This is a genomic window from Ruegeria sp. AF5 (assembly GCF_056541905.1).
In genome coordinates, this window is record NZ_JBQFYZ010000005.1 from 90,364 (window position 1) to 106,444 (window position 16,081).

18 protein-coding genes and 1 riboswitch are annotated in these 16,081 nt (G+C 59.8%); of the genes, 14 read left to right on the forward strand and 4 right to left on the reverse strand.

Features of this window, described 5'->3' with window-relative positions; genetic code table 11:
* Position 1: 1 nt before the first annotated feature.
* The 3 genes from galE to cysQ all read right to left on the reverse strand — a co-directional run bounded on the left by galE (position 2) and on the right by cysQ (position 2,654).
* Entirely contained in the window at positions 2–985 is a 984-nt protein-coding gene (gene galE, locus ACR0DS_RS09970) for a UDP-glucose 4-epimerase GalE (protein ID WP_480559210.1), read from the reverse strand.
* 71 nt (positions 986–1,056) lie between these two features.
* Positions 1,057–1,857: a 3-deoxy-manno-octulosonate cytidylyltransferase family protein gene (locus ACR0DS_RS09975; protein ID WP_480518190.1), complete on the reverse strand. Its 801-nt coding sequence runs from the start codon at positions 1,855–1,857 to the stop codon at positions 1,057–1,059.
* The gene (gene cysQ / locus ACR0DS_RS09980; RefSeq protein ID WP_480559212.1) at positions 1,857–2,654 is read right to left on the reverse strand and encodes a 3'(2'),5'-bisphosphate nucleotidase CysQ; all 798 of its coding nucleotides are present in this window, start codon (positions 2,652–2,654) and stop codon (positions 1,857–1,859) included. The genes ACR0DS_RS09975 and cysQ overlap by 1 nt, the downstream gene beginning before the upstream one ends.
* 122 nt (positions 2,655–2,776) lie before the next feature.
* On the opposite strand from cysQ, the gene ACR0DS_RS09985 reads away from it, so the two are divergent.
* Positions 2,777–3,601 (forward strand): ABC transporter permease, encoded by an 825-nt coding sequence (locus ACR0DS_RS09985; protein ID WP_267364436.1) that lies wholly within the window; start codon positions 2,777–2,779, stop codon positions 3,599–3,601.
* On the opposite strand, the gene ACR0DS_RS09990 is transcribed toward ACR0DS_RS09985, so the two are convergent.
* Complete coding sequence (locus tag ACR0DS_RS09990; protein WP_480559214.1) at positions 3,598–4,200, reverse strand: alpha-ketoglutarate-dependent dioxygenase AlkB family protein; 603 nt, start codon at positions 4,198–4,200, stop codon at positions 3,598–3,600. The genes ACR0DS_RS09985 and ACR0DS_RS09990 overlap by 4 nt on opposite strands.
* Positions 4,201–4,412: 212 nt before the next feature.
* Between ACR0DS_RS09990 and dnaK the strand changes: the two genes are divergently transcribed.
* The 13 genes from dnaK to radC all read left to right on the forward strand — a co-directional run bounded on the left by dnaK (position 4,413) and on the right by radC (position 16,080).
* The gene (gene dnaK / locus ACR0DS_RS09995; protein ID WP_480506882.1) at positions 4,413–6,320 is read left to right on the forward strand and encodes a molecular chaperone DnaK; all 1,908 of its coding nucleotides are present in this window, start codon (positions 4,413–4,415) and stop codon (positions 6,318–6,320) included.
* A 74-nt stretch (positions 6,321–6,394) separates the two neighbouring features.
* Positions 6,395–7,540, forward strand: coding sequence for a molecular chaperone DnaJ (gene dnaJ / locus ACR0DS_RS10000; protein ID WP_480474359.1), 1,146 nt, complete (start codon positions 6,395–6,397; stop codon positions 7,538–7,540).
* Positions 7,541–7,781: 241 nt separating this feature from the next.
* A riboswitch (TPP riboswitch) is annotated at positions 7,782–7,886 on the forward strand.
* Positions 7,887–7,930: 44 nt separating this feature from the next.
* Positions 7,931–8,734, forward strand: coding sequence for a bifunctional hydroxymethylpyrimidine kinase/phosphomethylpyrimidine kinase (gene thiD / locus ACR0DS_RS10005; protein WP_480559216.1), 804 nt, complete (start codon positions 7,931–7,933; stop codon positions 8,732–8,734).
* Positions 8,731–9,708 carry an FAD-dependent oxidoreductase gene (locus ACR0DS_RS10010; protein ID WP_480559218.1) on the forward strand — a complete coding sequence of 326 codons (978 nt, stop codon included), beginning with the start codon at positions 8,731–8,733 and terminating at the stop codon, positions 9,706–9,708. Before thiD ends, ACR0DS_RS10010 begins: the two co-directional genes overlap by 4 nt.
* Positions 9,692–9,886: a sulfur carrier protein ThiS gene (thiS, locus tag ACR0DS_RS10015; protein ID WP_480474356.1), complete on the forward strand. Its 195-nt coding sequence runs from the start codon at positions 9,692–9,694 to the stop codon at positions 9,884–9,886. Before ACR0DS_RS10010 ends, thiS begins: the two co-directional genes overlap by 17 nt.
* Before the next feature lie 2 nt (positions 9,887–9,888).
* Complete coding sequence (locus ACR0DS_RS10020; protein WP_480482465.1) at positions 9,889–10,653, forward strand: thiazole synthase; 765 nt, start codon at positions 9,889–9,891, stop codon at positions 10,651–10,653.
* Positions 10,650–11,246, forward strand: a complete 597-nt coding sequence (locus ACR0DS_RS10025; protein WP_480559220.1) for a thiamine phosphate synthase — start codon at positions 10,650–10,652, stop codon at positions 11,244–11,246. The genes ACR0DS_RS10020 and ACR0DS_RS10025 overlap by 4 nt, the downstream gene beginning before the upstream one ends.
* The gene (locus ACR0DS_RS10030) at positions 11,243–12,208 is read left to right on the forward strand and encodes a ThiF family adenylyltransferase (RefSeq protein ID WP_480559222.1); all 966 of its coding nucleotides are present in this window, start codon (positions 11,243–11,245) and stop codon (positions 12,206–12,208) included. The genes ACR0DS_RS10025 and ACR0DS_RS10030 overlap by 4 nt, the downstream gene beginning before the upstream one ends.
* 18 nt (positions 12,209–12,226) lie before the next feature.
* On the forward strand, positions 12,227–13,162 hold the full coding sequence (locus ACR0DS_RS10035) for an ABC transporter substrate-binding protein (RefSeq protein WP_480559224.1): 936 nt from the start codon (positions 12,227–12,229) through the stop codon (positions 13,160–13,162).
* Entirely contained in the window at positions 13,159–13,833 is a 675-nt protein-coding gene (gene tenA / locus ACR0DS_RS10040) for a thiaminase II (protein WP_480559226.1), read from the forward strand. The genes ACR0DS_RS10035 and tenA overlap by 4 nt, the downstream gene beginning before the upstream one ends.
* Complete coding sequence (locus ACR0DS_RS10045) at positions 13,830–14,558, forward strand: ABC transporter ATP-binding protein (protein WP_480506890.1); 729 nt, start codon at positions 13,830–13,832, stop codon at positions 14,556–14,558. The genes tenA and ACR0DS_RS10045 overlap by 4 nt, the downstream gene beginning before the upstream one ends.
* Complete coding sequence (locus ACR0DS_RS10050; protein ID WP_480486978.1) at positions 14,555–15,289, forward strand: ABC transporter permease; 735 nt, start codon at positions 14,555–14,557, stop codon at positions 15,287–15,289. The genes ACR0DS_RS10045 and ACR0DS_RS10050 overlap by 4 nt, the downstream gene beginning before the upstream one ends.
* A 35-nt stretch (positions 15,290–15,324) precedes the next feature.
* Positions 15,325–16,080, forward strand: a complete 756-nt coding sequence (gene radC / locus ACR0DS_RS10055) for a RadC family protein (protein WP_209506928.1) — start codon at positions 15,325–15,327, stop codon at positions 16,078–16,080.
* Position 16,081: the final 1 nt, after the last annotated feature.

Below are 16,081 nucleotides of genomic sequence, written 5' to 3' on the forward strand. Positions count from 1 at the left end.
CTCATTTCTCGTAGTGGCCATTCTGATGCCAGCGCCAGGCATCCGCAATCATCGTCTCTAACGTTGACCTTTTCGGCTTCCACCCCAGTTCGGTTTGGGCGCGGACAGAGCCGGACACCAGCTTGGTGCAATCGCCCGCCCGACGGGCACCGACCGAATACGGTACCGGGCGGTTGGTGACGGATTTGGAATGCTCGATCACCTCAAGCACGGAAAACCCCGAGCCGGTGCCCAGATTGAAAACACGGCTTTCTTTACCCTGTTCCAGCCAGCCCAGCCCCAGAACATGTGCGTCGACCAGATCACAGACATGGACATAATCGCGAATACATGTGCCGTCGGGCGTATCGTAATCGGTGCCAAAAACGGTCAAACCCTCGCGCTTGCCATCAATCGCGTCCAGCATCAGGGGGATCAGATGGGTTTCAGGCCGGTGAAACTCGCCCACTTCGCCCTCGGGATCGGCGCCAGCAACGTTGAAATACCGGAAAATGACATGGCGCAGCCCATGGGCCGCTTCGAAATCCCTCAGGATGTCCTCGATCGCGCGCTTTGATGCACCATAGGCGTTCAGCGGGTGTTGGGCGGTGGTCTCGTCCAGCACCACATTGTCATGCTCGCCGTAAGTGGCGCATGTGGACGAGAACACGAAATCCAGACAGCCCGCCGCAACCGCAGCCTCGATCAGCGTCAACGATCCGGTGACATTGTTCGACCAGTACAAACCGGGCTGCCGCATCGCGTCGCCCACCTGGCTGAGCGCCGCAAAATGCATCACCGCAACCGGCTTATGTTTGGCAAATACCTCGTCCAGGCGTGCCCGGTCCAACAGGTCGCCCTGTTCAAACGGCCCGTATTTCACCGCATCCTGCCAGCCGGTGACCAGATTGTCATAGGCCACGGGAACATAGCCCGCCTGCGCAAGCGCCTTGCAGGCATGCGACCCGATATATCCGGCACCACCGGTCACGAGGATTGGTTTCATGAAGCGTCCTTTGGAACCAGATTGCCTGTCATCGAGATATGGGAACCGCGGGGCGTCATGGGCAAAACCGGCTACTCCAGCCCCATCGCCGCCATCATCTCTTCGATCTTGGGTACGTCCTGCGGGTTGTTCAGCTCCCAGAACTGACGGCCCTTGGCGTCAACCTCGACGCACAGAACCTTGCGGCCATTTTCCATGAACCTAAGCTGTTCAAGACCTTCCAGTTTTTCCAGAGGGCCCGTTGGCCAGCCCGGATAGGCCGCCAACGCATCAGGTCGATAGGCATAGACGCCAACATGGTGAAACACCGGCGTGGGTTCATCCCCGCCATAGGTCTCTGAGGTGAAAGGCACGACCTCTTTCGAGAAATACATCGCGCTGTTGTCGCGCCCGAACACGGCGGTTGTTCCGCCAACGCGGCCATGTTTGCGGTCGTTCAGCAGGCTGTTCAAAGCATCCCCGTCGCAACGCAGGACCGGTGTGGCCACGCCAGCATCGGGTGCCGCGCGCAGCCCTGCGATCAGATCCTCGACAAACCAATGCGGTGTCAGGGGTGCATCGCCCTGAAGGTTGACCACGATGTCATATCCGCTGCCCAGAACCTTGTGCGCCTCAGCGCAGCGTTCGGTGCCGTTCTGGCAGTTTTCCGAGGTCATCACCACCTCGGCACCAAAGCCTTCGGACAGCTCGCGGATGCGGTCGTCATCGGTTGCGACTACAACCCGGTCCACGCCCGCGACAGAAGTGGCTGCTCGCCAGGACCGTTCGATCAGTGTCATCGAAACGCCGGTCGCGCCGGTCAGCGGCACCAATGGCTTGCCCGGATAGCGGGTCGAGGCATAGCGGGCGGGGATGGCGATCAGAACTGACATCAGGCCTCCTTCAGCTTAACACCCGGAGCGTACGCGATAAAAAACGGGTTCGCATAGCCCTCTTTGCCATAGAGAAGCGGCGAGTGATCGTCAAACCGCACAACTTGGCCACCGGCCCCGGCCAGTACCGCGTGCCCTGCCGCCGTGTCCCACTCCATCGTGCGCCCGACCCGCGGATAAAGATCCGCCTCGCCCGTCGCAACCAGACAGAACTTGAGAGACGATCCCGCGCTTTTGCTGTCCCTGACCTGATACTTGTTGATGTAATCCTCGGTGGCCTGATCCCGGTGCGACTTTGAAGCCACGACCAAAAGCGCGGAATTGTCAGGGTTAGAGACGGATATTGGGGTCAGGGTGCCGGGTGCATCCTTGTCAAACGCGCCTGTTTCCTCGACCGCCTGACCATCTGCCTGCGTATAGAACATGCGGCCCCGCGCCGGGGCGTAAACCACACCCCGTGTCGGCGTTCCGTCCTCGACCAGCGCGATGTTGACGGTGAAATCGCCACGGCGGTTGATGAATTCCTTGGTGCCATCCAGCGGATCGACAATCAGAAAGGTATCCCCTTTTTCGGAATGCGAGGCGGCCTGTTCCTCGGTGATCAGCAGGATATCGGGGAACGCCTGACGCAACCCGGCTGAAATCAGCGCATCGGCTGCCTCATCCGCTTCGGTCACAGGGCTGGAGTCTGATTTGACTTTGACGTCGAAATCGTCTGCCTCATAGATTTCCATGATCTTGTCGCCGGCCTCAAGGGCCAGACGCCGGATGACGGGAATAAGCGCGTCGTAGGTCACAAAAATGCTCCGTTCCTGTGGTTTGTTGATCCAAACTCGTGACCGACTTATGATGCGACGGTTACCGAACGGCAAGATATTCATGCCAGGTTAGGGACGACGAGGCAGGAAAGACCCTTTAAGTGTTCTATTACAAGCGCAATCAAACGCTGCTGGGCGGTGCACTGACGACTGCGGAACTGGTGTTCCACGCGGTGGTGCGGAACGTGCGCGCGCAGCATCCGAATGCGGTGATCGCGATCCTGCTTAACGTTGTGCAATTGCTGGTGATGATGGTCACCTTCTATCTGCTCATGTCGCTGATGGGCCGGGGCGGGGTCGCCAGGATCAGGGGCGAATTTCTGCTGTATGTCCTGTCGGGTGTGTTCCCGTTCATGTTGCACATACAATCGATTGGCGCGATTTCCGGGGTTGGATCCTCCAATAACCCAATGATGCTGCATTCGCCGATGAACGTGATGGTCACGATTCTCGCGGCGGCCTTCAGCACTTTCTATAAGTTCCTGTTGGCCATGTTCATCATCCTGTTCGTCTACAGTGTCGCGGTTGCTCCGCTTGAGGTGCAGAACCCCGGCGGCGCCTTCGCAATGCTGGTGCTGGCCTGGTTTACCGGCTGCGCGGTGGGGCTTGTGTTCATGGCGTTGAAACCGTGGGCCCCGACGACCGTTTCGATGCTAACCAATATATATCGCCGTCTGAACATGGTGTTTTCCGGCAAGATGTTCATTGCGAACGCATTGGGTGGCGGGCTGTTGATGATGTTTGCCTGGAACCCGCTGTTTCACATCATCGACCAGACCCGCGGGTTCGTGTTCCGCAACTATTATCCAAGAAACACCAGCTGGGAATACGCGGCCTGGGTTGGAATCGCCCTGTTGATGATCGGTCTTATGGGTGAATTCTTTACCCGTCAGCACGTCTCGAAAAGCTGGAATGCGCGCCGCTAGCGCGCGACCCGCAGCGTAAGGTTTATGCGCCCGCCTTTGGGCAACAGGCGCGAGGATCCGAACCTGATCCGATCCACACCGTGATAGGCAAGCCGCGCCGGACCACCCATGACAACCACATCCCCCGAGCTCAGCCAGATCGACTCGGTCTTGCCGCCGCGCGTCGTGCTGCCAATCCGAAACAAGGCATCGTCGCCCAGCGAAACCGACAGGACGGGCCATGAAAAATCTGCCTCGTCCTTGTCCTGGTGCAGGCCCATTTTTGCGCCTTCCCCGTAGTAGTTGATCAAACAGCAATCGGGCGCTCGCTCGGTGCTGACCAGATCGCGCCAGATATCCAGAATGGCGGCGGGGATTTCCGGCCAGTCACCACCTTTGGGGTGCTGATCGTGATAACGGTACCCCGCCTTGTCGGTCACCCAACCCAGATCGCCTGCCGAGGTCATCCGAACCGACATCTCCTTGCCCGAGGTGGTAACAGGCCGGAACAGGGGCGCGGCTTTCAGAATCGGGCGCAAATCCGCGATCACCCGCGACTGGGCCGCAGGATCAAGATAACCTTTCCTGATATCGAACCCCCGCAAAACCAATCGCGCCATTCCGGAAACCCCAATCCTTTCCAATTCTTTGCCAAAAAAGGCATCAGAATCCCTAAAACCTGCGTTCTACGGTGCTTGCAGGCCTCAGGTCTCGCCCTTATATACGCCGGGACGCGCGATGGTAGTGCTGTCGCGCACATCAGATCGGGGGCGGGATGCCGTAACGGGTCCTGTCGTCGAGACATCGCCTTGAAGAGAAAGGGATTGCAAAAATGGGAAAAGTAATCGGGATTGACCTCGGGACCACAAACTCGTGCGTGGCCATCATGGACGGTTCGCAGCCGAAGGTTATCGAAAACGCCGAAGGGGCGCGGACCACGCCCTCGATCGTCGCCTTCACTGAAGATGAGCGACTGGTCGGTCAGCCTGCAAAGCGTCAGGCGGTCACCAACCCCGACAACACGATCTTTGGCGTCAAGCGCCTGATCGGCCGTCGTGTGGATGATGCCGAAGTCGAAAAAGACAAGAAAATGGTGCCTTATACCATCGTTGATGGTGGCAATGGCGACGCATGGGTTCAGGCCCGCGGTGAAAAATACTCCCCAAGCCAGATCTCGGCCTTCACTCTGGGTAAGATGAAGGAAACCGCGGAAAGCTATCTGGGTGAGGAAGTCACGCAGGCGGTCATCACCGTTCCGGCATACTTCAACGACGCACAGCGTCAGGCCACCAAAGACGCCGGTAAAATCGCCGGTCTGGAAGTGCTGCGGATCATCAACGAACCGACAGCTGCCGCTCTGGCCTATGGTCTGGACAAGCAGGAAACCCAAACCATCGCAGTCTATGACCTTGGTGGCGGTACCTTCGACGTGACCATTCTGGAAATTGACGACGGCCTGTTCGAGGTCAAATCGACCAACGGCGACACCTTCCTGGGTGGTGAAGACTTTGACATGCGCATCGTCAACTACCTGGCGGATGAGTTCAAAAAGGAACACGGTGTCGATCTGTCTGCTGACAAGATGGCCTTGCAGCGTCTGAAAGAAGCCGCCGAAAAAGCCAAGATCGAACTCAGCTCGACCTCGCAGACCGAGATCAACCAGCCGTTCATCTCGATGGGTTCGAACGGTCAGCCGCTGCACATGGTCATGAAACTGACCCGTGCCAAGCTGGAATCCCTGGTCGGTGATCTGATCAAGAAGTCGATGAAGCCGTGCCAGGCTGCTCTGAAAGACGCGGGTCTGTCGGCTGCTGACGTGGACGAGGTTGTTCTGGTCGGTGGCATGACCCGGATGCCGAAAGTGATCGAAGAGGTCACGAAGTTCTTCGGCAAAGAGCCGCATAAAGGCGTGAACCCGGACGAAGTGGTTGCAATGGGTGCCGCCATTCAGGCCGGTGTTCTTCAGGGCGACGTCAAGGACGTGGTTCTGCTGGACGTGACCCCGCTGTCGCTGGGCATTGAGACGCTGGGTGGCGTGTTCACCCGCCTGATCGACCGCAACACCACGATCCCGACGAAAAAGTCTCAGGTCTTCTCGACCGCCGAGGACAACCAGAACGCCGTGACCATCCGCGTGTTCCAGGGCGAGCGTGAAATGGCTGCGGACAACAAGATCCTCGGTCAGTTCAACCTCGAAGACATCCCGCCCGCACCGCGTGGCATGCCCCAGATCGAGGTGACATTCGACATCGACGCCAACGGCATTGTCTCGGTTTCGGCCAAGGACAAAGGCACCGGCAAGGAACAGAAGATCACCATCCAGGCATCGGGCGGTCTGTCCGACGAAGACATCGAAAAGATGGTCAAGGACGCCGAAGAGAACGCCGAGGCGGACAAGGAACGCCGCGAGCTGGTCGACGCCAAGAACCAGGCGGAAAGCCTCATCCACTCGACCGAAAAGTCGATGGAAGAGCATGCCGACAAGGTCGACCCGACCACGATCGAAGCTATCGAACTGGCGATCGCCGCACTCAAGGACGAGCTGGAAACCAACAATGCCGACAAGATCAAGTCTGGCATCCAGAACGTCACCGAAGCAGCGATGAAGCTGGGTGAGGCCATCTACAAGGCGCAGTCCGAAGAGGCCGAGGACGAGCCTGCCGCAGCAGATGCCGCACATGGTGATGACGATATCGTCGATGCCGAGTTCGAAGATCTGGACGACGACAAGCGTAACTAACGGGTAACCGGGCCAATGTAGGCCGGTCCGGATGCCGGGCCGGCCTATTTACGTTGAGGCAGAAGGAAATACTGATGTCAAAACGCGACTATTACGAAGTGCTCGGCGTGTCCAAGGGCGCTTCGGCGGATGAGATCAAGAAAGGCTTTCGCACGAAAGCCAAAGAGCTGCATCCGGACCGCAACAAGGACAACCCGGATGCCGAGGCGCAGTTCAAGGAAGCCAACGAGGCTTATGACGTGCTGCGCGATGCCGACAAAAAGGCGGCCTATGACCGCTTTGGCCATGCCGCATTTGAAAACGGCATGGGCGGCGGTGGTCGGCCTGGCGGCGGCTTTGGGCAGGGCGATTTCTCCAGCGCGTTCTCGGATGTATTCGACGACCTGTTCGGCGATTTCATGGGCGGGCAACGTGGTGGTGGCGGCCGACGCGCCGCGCGCGGCTCGGACCTGCGCTATAACCTGCGTGTATCGCTGGAAGAGGCGTTCTCGGGCCAGCAGAAAACCATCAATGTACCTACAGCCGTGGCTTGTTCCTCCTGCGAAGGAACCGGTGCAGAAGGCGGGGTCGAGCCGACAACCTGCCCCACCTGTTCCGGTATGGGTAAGGTGCGGGCGCAACAGGGCTTCTTTACGGTCGAACGAACTTGCCCCACCTGTTCGGGTCTGGGTCAGATCATCAAGAACCCCTGCAAATCCTGTAAGGGTGCAGGCCGCGTCGAAAAAGATCGCGCTTTGTCGGTCAACATCCCTGCCGGTGTCGAAACCGGCACCCGTATTCGACTGGCGGGTGAAGGCGAGGCCGGAATGCGTGGTGGCCCTCCGGGCGACCTCTACATCTTTGTGGAAGTGTCTGATCACAAGTTGTTCGAACGCGACAGCGTAAACCTTTATTGCCGTGTACCGGTCAGCATGGCCAAGGCCGCGCTGGGCGGATCGATCGAGGTTCCGACAATCGATGGCGGGCGTGGGCGGGTGCAGATCCCGGCTGGCAGCCAGTCGGGTCGGCAAATGCGTCTTCGCGGCAAAGGCATGCCCGCATTGCGCGGCGGCGGTGTTGGCGACATGTTCATCGAACTGGCGGTTGAAACCCCGGTCAACTTGACCACCCGCCAGAAAGAACTTCTGCGCGAGTTTGATGACCTGGGCGAAGACAACCACCCGGAATCAAAAAGCTTTTTCTCATCCGTCAAATCCTTCTGGGACGGTATGAAAAGCTGACAACCAGGGTTACCCGGGGGCTCTGCCCCCGCCGCCCGTTCCGGGCGCCTCCCCCGGGATATTTCCAGCCAGATGAAGCAGGGATCCGTTATTCATCTGGCTCTAAATATCCCGGAGCGCGAGGCAGAGCCTCGCAAAACACTCCCTAAAGACACTCAATTGGCCTTATCAGATGACCAAAAGTGGCAATGCATTTGCCAAATTGGGTCTTGATTCCGACCGTCGACCCTGAAATTGTCCACGACAACCGTTGGGGTGCCCGTATCAGGGCTGAGAGGCGCAGCCGCGCTAACCCATCGAACCTGATCCGGGCAATTCCGGCGTAGGGAACGGTCTTATGAACACAGACGTTTTCCTTACCTCGTTGCCCAAAAAAGATGGAGCGACGAAATGGCGGCAATTGCCCTGACCATTGCTGGGTCTGACAGTGGCGGAGGCGCCGGGATTCAGGCCGATCTGAAAGCGATGTCCGCGTTGGGTGTATTCGGCGCAAGCGTCATTACCGCCATTACAGCGCAGAACACGCAAGCCGTCACTGCGGTGCATGGGGTTCCTCTGGATGTCATTGCTGCTCAAATCGACGCGGTGCTGAGTGATCTGGACGTGAAGGCCATTAAGATCGGTATGCTTGCCACGCCAGAGATCATTCACGCAGTGGCTCGAGGTCTGGAAACGTTCAAGGGCCCCATAATTCTTGATCCCGTCATGATCGCAAAATCCGGAGATGCCTTGCTGGCGCAGGAAGCGGTCCGGACGCTGCGCGAAGTGATGGTGCCAGCAGCGACTGTGCTGACACCCAATCTGCCCGAAGCGGCGTGTTTGCTGGATGCGACACCGGCGCAATCACCGGACGAGATGGCCGCACAAGGCCAGGCCCTGTGTGATCTGGGCGCAGGTGCGGTTTTGATGAAGGGCGGGCATGGGTCCGGCGATGTCTGCCACGATCTGCTGGTCGACCCCTCAGGTATCGTGGCCGCGTTTCAGGCCCCGCGTCAGAACACGAAGAACACCCACGGAACCGGATGCACCCTGTCGTCATCGATCGCCGCCGGACTGGCCAGGGACCTGCCGCTGAGGGATGCGATCGCGCAGGCGCATGATTATCTCCAAGGGGCCATCGCGCGGGCGGATGAGCTGAAGATTGGTGCCGGGCACGGCCCTGTGCACCACTTCCATCGGATCTGGCCCGCGTGACGCTCTGGTCGGTCATAGGTGCAGGCGTTGCGGGTCTGGCCGTGACCAGTGAGCTTGTGTCACGCGGCGCAAGGGTGCAGGTTTTTGATCCGGGCGGCCCGCCCGGACCGCATGGGTGTTCCTGGTGGGCCGGTGGGATGCTGGCGCCTTGGTGTGAATATGAAAATGCGGAAGAACCGGTTCTGCGGCTGGGGCAGGAAGCCATCGAATGGTGGGCGCAGCGAACGCAGGTAAACAGAAGTGGAACCCTTGTTGTTGCCAACGCACGTGACCTGCCCGACCTGCGTCGGTTTGCACGCAGGACCGAAGGGTTCAGCGAGTTTGATCGCGCGAAAATAATCAAATTAGAGCCTGATCTGAGCAAGTTTAGCAAAGCTCTGTATTTTGAAAACGAAGCGCACCTTGATCCTCGCCAGGCATTGCGCGATCTGCATCGTCACCTGCAAGGCGCAGGCGTGGAATTCCACCGAAAGCTGGCTCCGGCGCAACTGGACAACGCCATTGACTGCCGGGGCCTGCACGCGCGCGAATATCTGCATGACCTACGCGGCGTGAAGGGTGAAATGCTGGTTCTCCGCTGCCCCGATGTGAACCTTTCGCGCCCGGTGCGGCTGTTGCATCCGCGGATGCCGCTCTACATCGTTCCGCGCGGGGACGGCGTCTACATGCTGGGTGCAACCATGATCGAATCCGAGGACAGCAGCCGCATCACCGCCCGCTCGATGCTGGAACTGCTCAGCGCGGCCTATGCCGTGAACCCGGCCTTTGGCGAGGCCGAGGTGCTGGAGATCGGTGTCGACCTGCGCCCCGCTTTTCCGGACAACCTGCCGCGTATCCGGCGCTTGGGTCGGACAATCTATGCCAATGGGCTGTATCGCCATGGCTATCTGCTGGCCCCTGCATTGGCGCGGGGTGTCGCTGATCTGGCATTGGACAACACACATTCGGAGATGGTCGATGAAGATCGTGCTTAACGGCGAGACGCGGGACGTGCGCGCTGAAACCCTGTCGGATCTGTTGCTGGAATGCGGCTTCTCGGGCCGTGTGGCCACCGCAGTGAACGAAGATTTCGTGCCGTCAAGCCTGCGCATTGCGCACAAACTGACCGATGGCGACCGGATCGAAGTTGTCGCGCCGATGCAGGGGGGCTGAGGATGAGAACGTTCTACGGCATCGAGTTGCCGAACCCGCTGATGCTGGGCACCGCCCAATATCCCAGCCCTGCAATTCTGGAACAGGCCTTTCGCGAAAGCGGTGCGGCGGTTGCCACGGTATCGCTGCGGCGGGAATCCGGCGCGGGTCAGACATTCTGGCAGATGATCCGCGAGCTGGGTGTTCTGATCCTGCCAAATACGGCTGGCTGTCATACGGTGAAAGAGGCGGTGACCACAGCCCATATGGCGCGCGAAGTGTTTGATACCAAATGGATCAAGCTGGAACTGATTGGCCACACCGACAGTTTGCAGCCGGATGTGTTCCAGCTGGTCGAGGCCGCGCGCATCCTGACCGAAGACGGGTTCAAGGTGTTTCCCTACACAACCGATGATCTGATCGTGGGCGAACGCCTGCTCGAAGCGGGGTGCGAAGTGCTGATGCCGTGGGGGGCGCCCATCGGGTCCGGGCGTGGGCTGAACAACGAATACGCCCTGCGGTCGATGCGGGCCGAGTTCCCTGACACGCCGCTGGTGGTGGATGCCGGGATCGGCCTGCCCAGCCACGCGGCCCACGCGATGGAACTGGGTTATGACGCCGTTCTGCTGAACACCGCTGTGGCCCGTGCCGGTGATCCCGTTCTGATGGCCAAGGCGATGGCGCAGGCAATCCATGCCGGACAACTGGCCCATCAGGCAGACCCGATCGAGGCGCGTGATATGGCCGAACCTTCGACCCCTGTTGTTGGAAAGGCATTCCTGTCATGACGCTGGACCGTTTCTATCCGATCTTCGATCACTCGGACTGGCTGCGGCAGATGCTGCCCCTGGGTGTCAAACTGGTGCAGCTGCGTATCAAGGATCAGCCGGTTGAAGTGGTGCGCGATCAGATTGCCGCCTCGCGTGATCTGTGCCGCGACTACGGGGCGGTTCTGGTGATCAACGATTACTGGCAGCGGGCCATCGATCTGGGTTGTGACTGGGTTCATCTGGGGCAAGAGGATCTGGATGATGCTGACCTGAAAGCCATCCGAAAAGCGGGTCTAAAGCTGGGCGTTTCTACTCATGACGATGATGAGCTTGAACGGGTTCTGGCCATGGATCCCGATTACGTGGCGCTGGGTCCGGTCTATCCGACCATCCTGAAAAAGATGAAGTGGCATCAGCAGGGCCTGCCCCGCGTGACCGAATGGAAGGCGCGGGTTGGCGACATTCCTCTGGTCGGCATTGGCGGCATGAGCGTCGAGCGCGCAGCAGGGGTGCTGGCAGCCGGGGCCGACATCGTCTCGGCCGTCACGGATATCACGCTGAACGCCGACCCCGAAGCGCGGGTGCGTGCTTGGATCGAGGTCACGAGATGAGCCGGTATGCACGCCAGACGCTGCTGCCCGAGGTTGGGGCTGAAGGACAGGCCCGCCTGACTGCGGCCCGTGTTCTGGTGGTCGGCGCAGGTGGTCTGGCCGCGCCGCTGCTGCCGCTATTGGCCGGGGCCGGGGTGGGGCATATCACGATTGTCGATGGTGACATCGTCGATCTGTCGAACCTGCATCGCCAGACATTGTTTTCAGAAGAAGATTGCGGGCTGTCAAAGGCCGAACGCGCCGCTGACCGATGCCGTGCGTTGAATGCCGAAATCGACGTGATTTCCAGGAAACAGGCTCTAACAGGGGAAAATGCGCCCGATCTGGTGTCGCAGGCAGATATCATTCTGGATTGTGCCGACAGCTATGCGGTCAGTTATTTGCTGTCGGATACCTGTCTGGCACAAGGCAAGCCACTGATCAGCGCCTCGGTACTGGGGCTTTCGGGTTATGTGGGCGGCTTCTGTGGCAGCGCGCCTTCTCTGCGTGCCGTTTTCCCCGATGCACCGGAAAGTGGCGCAAGCTGCGCCACGGCGGGTGTTCTGGGTCCCGTTGTCGGTGTGATCGGGTCCATGCAGGCGCAGATGGCGCTGAACCTGATCTTGCGGCTTGACCCATCTCCCCTAGGGCAGATGGTGCAATATGATGCGCGAACCCTGCGCAGCACCGGGTTTCGTTTTGATGACGCGCCGGAACCGTCAAGCTGTTTCCGCTTTCTCTCCGCCAGTCAGTTGAAGGAGACAGACCAGATTATCGAACTGCGTGACCCGAACGAAGCTCCGGTTCCGGCTCACCCGAATGCAACGCGCATTTCACCCGAAGAAATACAAAAAATAGACCCAAACAAGGGGCAACGCCTCGCCCTTTGCTGTGCCACCGGGCTGCGCGCATGGCGCGCTGCCGAGAAAATCCAACCGATTTGGCCGGGCGAGATTGTCCTCGTCGCGGCCTCAGCCTCCTGAGAAAAGGAAACGTGAGATATGAAAAAGCTGATGACAGCCCTTGCCCTTCTGGCCGCCGCGCCGGCCTGGGCCGAAGACAAGATGACCGTCCTGCTGGACTGGTTCATCAACCCCGACCACGGGCCCATCATCGTGGCGCAGGAAAACGGCTATTTCGCCGAGCAGGGATTGCAGGTCGAAGTCGTTGCCCCCGCCGACCCATCCGCACCGCCGCGTCTGGTGGCTGCCGGTCAGGCGGATCTGGCGGTATCCTATCAGCCGCAACTGCATTTGCAGATCCACGAAGGGCTGCCGCTGAAACGGGTCGGCACGCTGGTCGCGACGCCCCTGAACTGCCTGCTGGTTCTGAAAGACGGCCCGATCAAATCGCCCGGTCACCTCAAAGGCAAGAAAATCGGCTTTTCCGTCGCCGGTGTGGAAGAGGCCATTCTCAGCACCGTGCTTGGCAAATACGACGTCGCGCTGGATGATGTTGAGATGATCAACGTGAATTTCTCGCTCTCACCCTCGCTGATGACCGGTCAGGTGGATGCGGTGATCGGCGCCTATCGCAACTTCGAGCTGAACCAGATGGATATCGAAGGTCGCCCCGGCACCTGTTTCTATATCGAGGAAGAAGGCGTGCCGTCTTATGACGAACTGATCTATGTCGCCAACCCCGATACGATGGACAAAGACAAGATCGCCCGTTTCCTGGCCGCGACCGAAAAAGCGACTCAGTACATCGTCAACAACCCGGAAAAAAGCTGGGAGGTCTTCTCGACCACATCACCCGAACTGCAGGACGAGCTGAACGCGCGGGCATGGGTCGACACGCTGCCGCGCTTTGCCCTGCGTCCCGCCGGGTTTGACGCTGGCCGATATGCCCGGTTCGAAGCATTCCTGAACGACAGCGGCATGATCGACACTGTCCTGCCCGTCAGCGACATTGCCATCGACGTCACCGCGCAATGAGCGATTATGGCAAAGCCTTTGCGCTGATGCGCGATGCGGCGCAGGGGCCGTGGCGGGACTACACCCGCCACGCTTTTGTCGAAGCCCTGAAAGACGGCACCCTGCCACGCCCGGCGTTCCTGCACTATCTGCGTCAGGATTACGTGTTCCTGATCCACTTCTCGCGCGCCTGGGCGCTGGCCGTGGTGAAATCGGAAACACATGCTGAAATGCTGGCGGCGTCGCGTACCGTGAACGGCCTGATCAGCGAAGAGATGAAGCTGCATATCGGTATTTGCGAAGCAGAAGGCATTTCGCAGTCCGATCTGTTTGCAACGCCTGAACGGCCCGAGAATCTGGCCTATACCCGCTTTGTTCTCGAGGCGGGCTATAGCGGTGATCTGCCGGATCTTCTGGCTGCACTTGCACCCTGCGTCATGGGATATGGTGAGATTGGCACCCGCCTGTCTGCAGAGGCAACATCCACATCCTATCGTGGCTGGATCGATACCTACGCGGACGAGGGCTATCAGAACGCCTGCACCGCCGTAGGCGAATTGCTGGATTCGGTTCTAACACGAAGGATTGGGGCGGATTTTCAATCGTCACCTCGCTGGGATCGTCTGTGCCGGACGTTCCGTACGGCGACGGAATTGGAGGTCAACTTCTGGCAGATGGGTCTGACCCCATGACCCCGGCGCCCGATCTGACCATCAGCGGTACAGCCACGATCGACGGCGCGACTTTGTTCGCGCCGCTGACCCTGACGCTTGACGCCGGGGCGTGGACCTGTCTGCTGGGTGGATCGGGTGTTGGAAAAACCACGGTCTTGCGGCTGATTGCGGGGCTGGAAACCGGGGCTGAATTCTCGGGCCGGATCACCGCCAGCGATGGCCAGCCGGTTTCGGACCGGGTTGCCTATATGGCGCAGGACGACCTGTTGCTGCCTTGGGCGAGTGTTGCGCAAAACGTCTCGTTGGGCGCGCGGCTGCGGGGCGAGAAAGTTGACGTTGACCGGCGTGACCGCCTGATCGAACGGATGCGGTTGCAGGACCATATGACCAAGAAACCGCCCGAGCTTTCGGGCGGGCAGCGTCAGCGCGTGGCGCTGGCCCGCACCCTGATGGAAGACCGGCCGATTGTGTTGCTGGATGAACCCTTTTCCGCCCTTGATGCCCGAACCCGTGCCGATATGCAGGATCTGGCCGCCGAGGCGCTAAGAGGCCGCACTGTCCTTCTGGTGACCCACGATCCGGGCGAGGCCGCGCGTCTGGGGCAATCCATCGTCGTCATGACACAGCACGGGCTGACGCCCTGCGACCCGCCGGTTGCTCCAGCCCCGCGCAGCGTGGATGATCTGCAGACGCTGGAAACACAAGGCGCGCTTTTGCGGCTGTTGCGGGAGGGCGGGGTATGAAGTCCCTCTCTGTTCTGGCAGCAACCCTGTTTGCCCTTGCCATCTGGCAGGGGATCGTGACCCTGACCGGATTGCCAAAATTCATCCTGCCCGGTCCCGCAGTGGTTGCCGAGACCTGGTGGCAGAACCGCTGGCTGATTGCAGAACACACCTGGATCACAGCCATCGAGGTCATTATCGGCCTTGCCTGCGGCACGCTGCTTGGCGTTGTCACCGCATTGCAGCTGGCCAATTCCCGTGTCGCACGGGTTCTGGTGCAGCCAATGCTGGTGTTCACTCAGGCCCTGCCGGTCTTTGCGCTGGCCCCGTTGCTGACCCTGTGGCTGGGCTATGGCCTGTTGTCCAAGGTCGCGATGGCGGTGCTGATCATCTATTTCCCGATCACGTCGTCCTTTTTTGACGGTTTGATGCGGACACCGCAGGGGTATCTGGACCTTGCGCGCACGATGCAGGCGGGCAAGCGCGCTGTGTTGTGGCACATCCGTATCCCTGCGGCGTTGCCGTCTTTGGCCTCGGGGATGCGGCTTGCGGCGGTGTATGCGCCGATCGGTGCCGTGATCGGCGAATGGGTCGGTTCATCGCAAGGTCTGGGATATCTGATGCTGCTGGCCAATGGCCGCGCCAAGACGGACCTGATGTTTGCGGCGATGCTGACGCTGGGCGTGTTTTCGATCCTTCTGCACATGATTGTCCGCCGCGCCACCGCGCGTATGGCAGGAGAGGCGCGTTAACCTTTCGGAAAGTGATTCTGCGACAGGGTAAACGCATGACACAGGACGCCTTTGCCGAAGCCCCCATGCTGTTTGATACGGACGAAGCGCCAGCGCAGCCGCTGCCGAATGGTCGGTTACCCTCCTACATCAAAGACCATCGCAAGCGGCTGCGTGAACGGTTCATGGCGGGCGGGTCGGCGGCGATCCCGGATTATGAGTTGCTGGAGCTGGTTTTATTCCGGTCCATCCCGCGGCAGGATGTGAAACCACTGGCGCGCGCATTGATGAATGCCTTTGGCGATTTCAACCGCGTGTTGACGGCGCCCGAAGAACGGCTGCGGCAGATCAAGGGCGTTGGTGATACGGTCATCACCGATCTGAAAATCCTCGAAGCCTGCGCGCATCGGATGGCACGGGCGCGGGTGATGCAACGGCACGTGATATCCAGCTGGGACGCGCTGCTGGATTACTGCCATACAACAATGGCGCATCGCGAGACCGAGCAATTTCGCGTATTCTATCTGGATCGCAAGAACGTCCTGATCGCGGATGAGGAACAGGCCAAAGGCACCGTGGATCACGTGCCCGTCTATCCGCGCGAAGTGGCCAAACGGGCGCTGGAGCTGAATGCCTCGGCCTTGATCCTGGTGCACAACCATCCTTCGGGCGACCCAACGCCGTCACAGTCGGACATCGACATGACCAACCGCATACAGGATGCCTGTTCCGCCCTGGGGCTGACGCTGCATGACCACCTGATCATCGGCAAATCGACCGAGCTCAGCTTTCGTTCCGAAGGGTATCTCTAGC

Excerpts from the sequence above, each read along its gene's own strand:
- galE (WP_480559210.1), bottom strand. The coding sequence starts at position 985 with ATGAAACCAATCCTCGTGACCGGTGGTGCCGGATATATCGGGTCGCAT.
- ACR0DS_RS09975 (WP_480518190.1), bottom strand. The coding sequence starts at position 1,857 with ATGTCAGTTCTGATCGCCATCCCCGCCCGCTATGCCTCGACCCGCTAT.
- ACR0DS_RS09990 (WP_480559214.1), bottom strand. The coding sequence starts at position 4,200 with ATGGCGCGATTGGTTTTGCGGGGGTTCGATATCAGGAAAGGTTATCTT.
- dnaK (WP_480506882.1), top strand. The coding sequence starts at position 4,413 with ATGGGAAAAGTAATCGGGATTGACCTCGGGACCACAAACTCGTGCGTG.
- dnaJ (WP_480474359.1), top strand. The coding sequence starts at position 6,395 with ATGTCAAAACGCGACTATTACGAAGTGCTCGGCGTGTCCAAGGGCGCT.
- thiD (WP_480559216.1), top strand. The coding sequence starts at position 7,931 with ATGGCGGCAATTGCCCTGACCATTGCTGGGTCTGACAGTGGCGGAGGC.
- thiS (WP_480474356.1), top strand. The coding sequence starts at position 9,692 with ATGAAGATCGTGCTTAACGGCGAGACGCGGGACGTGCGCGCTGAAACC.
- ACR0DS_RS10020 (WP_480482465.1), top strand. The coding sequence starts at position 9,889 with ATGAGAACGTTCTACGGCATCGAGTTGCCGAACCCGCTGATGCTGGGC.
- ACR0DS_RS10025 (WP_480559220.1), top strand. The coding sequence starts at position 10,650 with ATGACGCTGGACCGTTTCTATCCGATCTTCGATCACTCGGACTGGCTG.
- ACR0DS_RS10030 (WP_480559222.1), top strand. The coding sequence starts at position 11,243 with ATGAGCCGGTATGCACGCCAGACGCTGCTGCCCGAGGTTGGGGCTGAA.
- ACR0DS_RS10035 (WP_480559224.1), top strand. The coding sequence starts at position 12,227 with ATGAAAAAGCTGATGACAGCCCTTGCCCTTCTGGCCGCCGCGCCGGCC.
- tenA (WP_480559226.1), top strand. The coding sequence starts at position 13,159 with ATGAGCGATTATGGCAAAGCCTTTGCGCTGATGCGCGATGCGGCGCAG.
- ACR0DS_RS10045 (WP_480506890.1), top strand. The coding sequence starts at position 13,830 with ATGACCCCGGCGCCCGATCTGACCATCAGCGGTACAGCCACGATCGAC.
- ACR0DS_RS10050 (WP_480486978.1), top strand. The coding sequence starts at position 14,555 with ATGAAGTCCCTCTCTGTTCTGGCAGCAACCCTGTTTGCCCTTGCCATC.
- radC (WP_209506928.1), top strand. The coding sequence starts at position 15,325 with ATGACACAGGACGCCTTTGCCGAAGCCCCCATGCTGTTTGATACGGAC.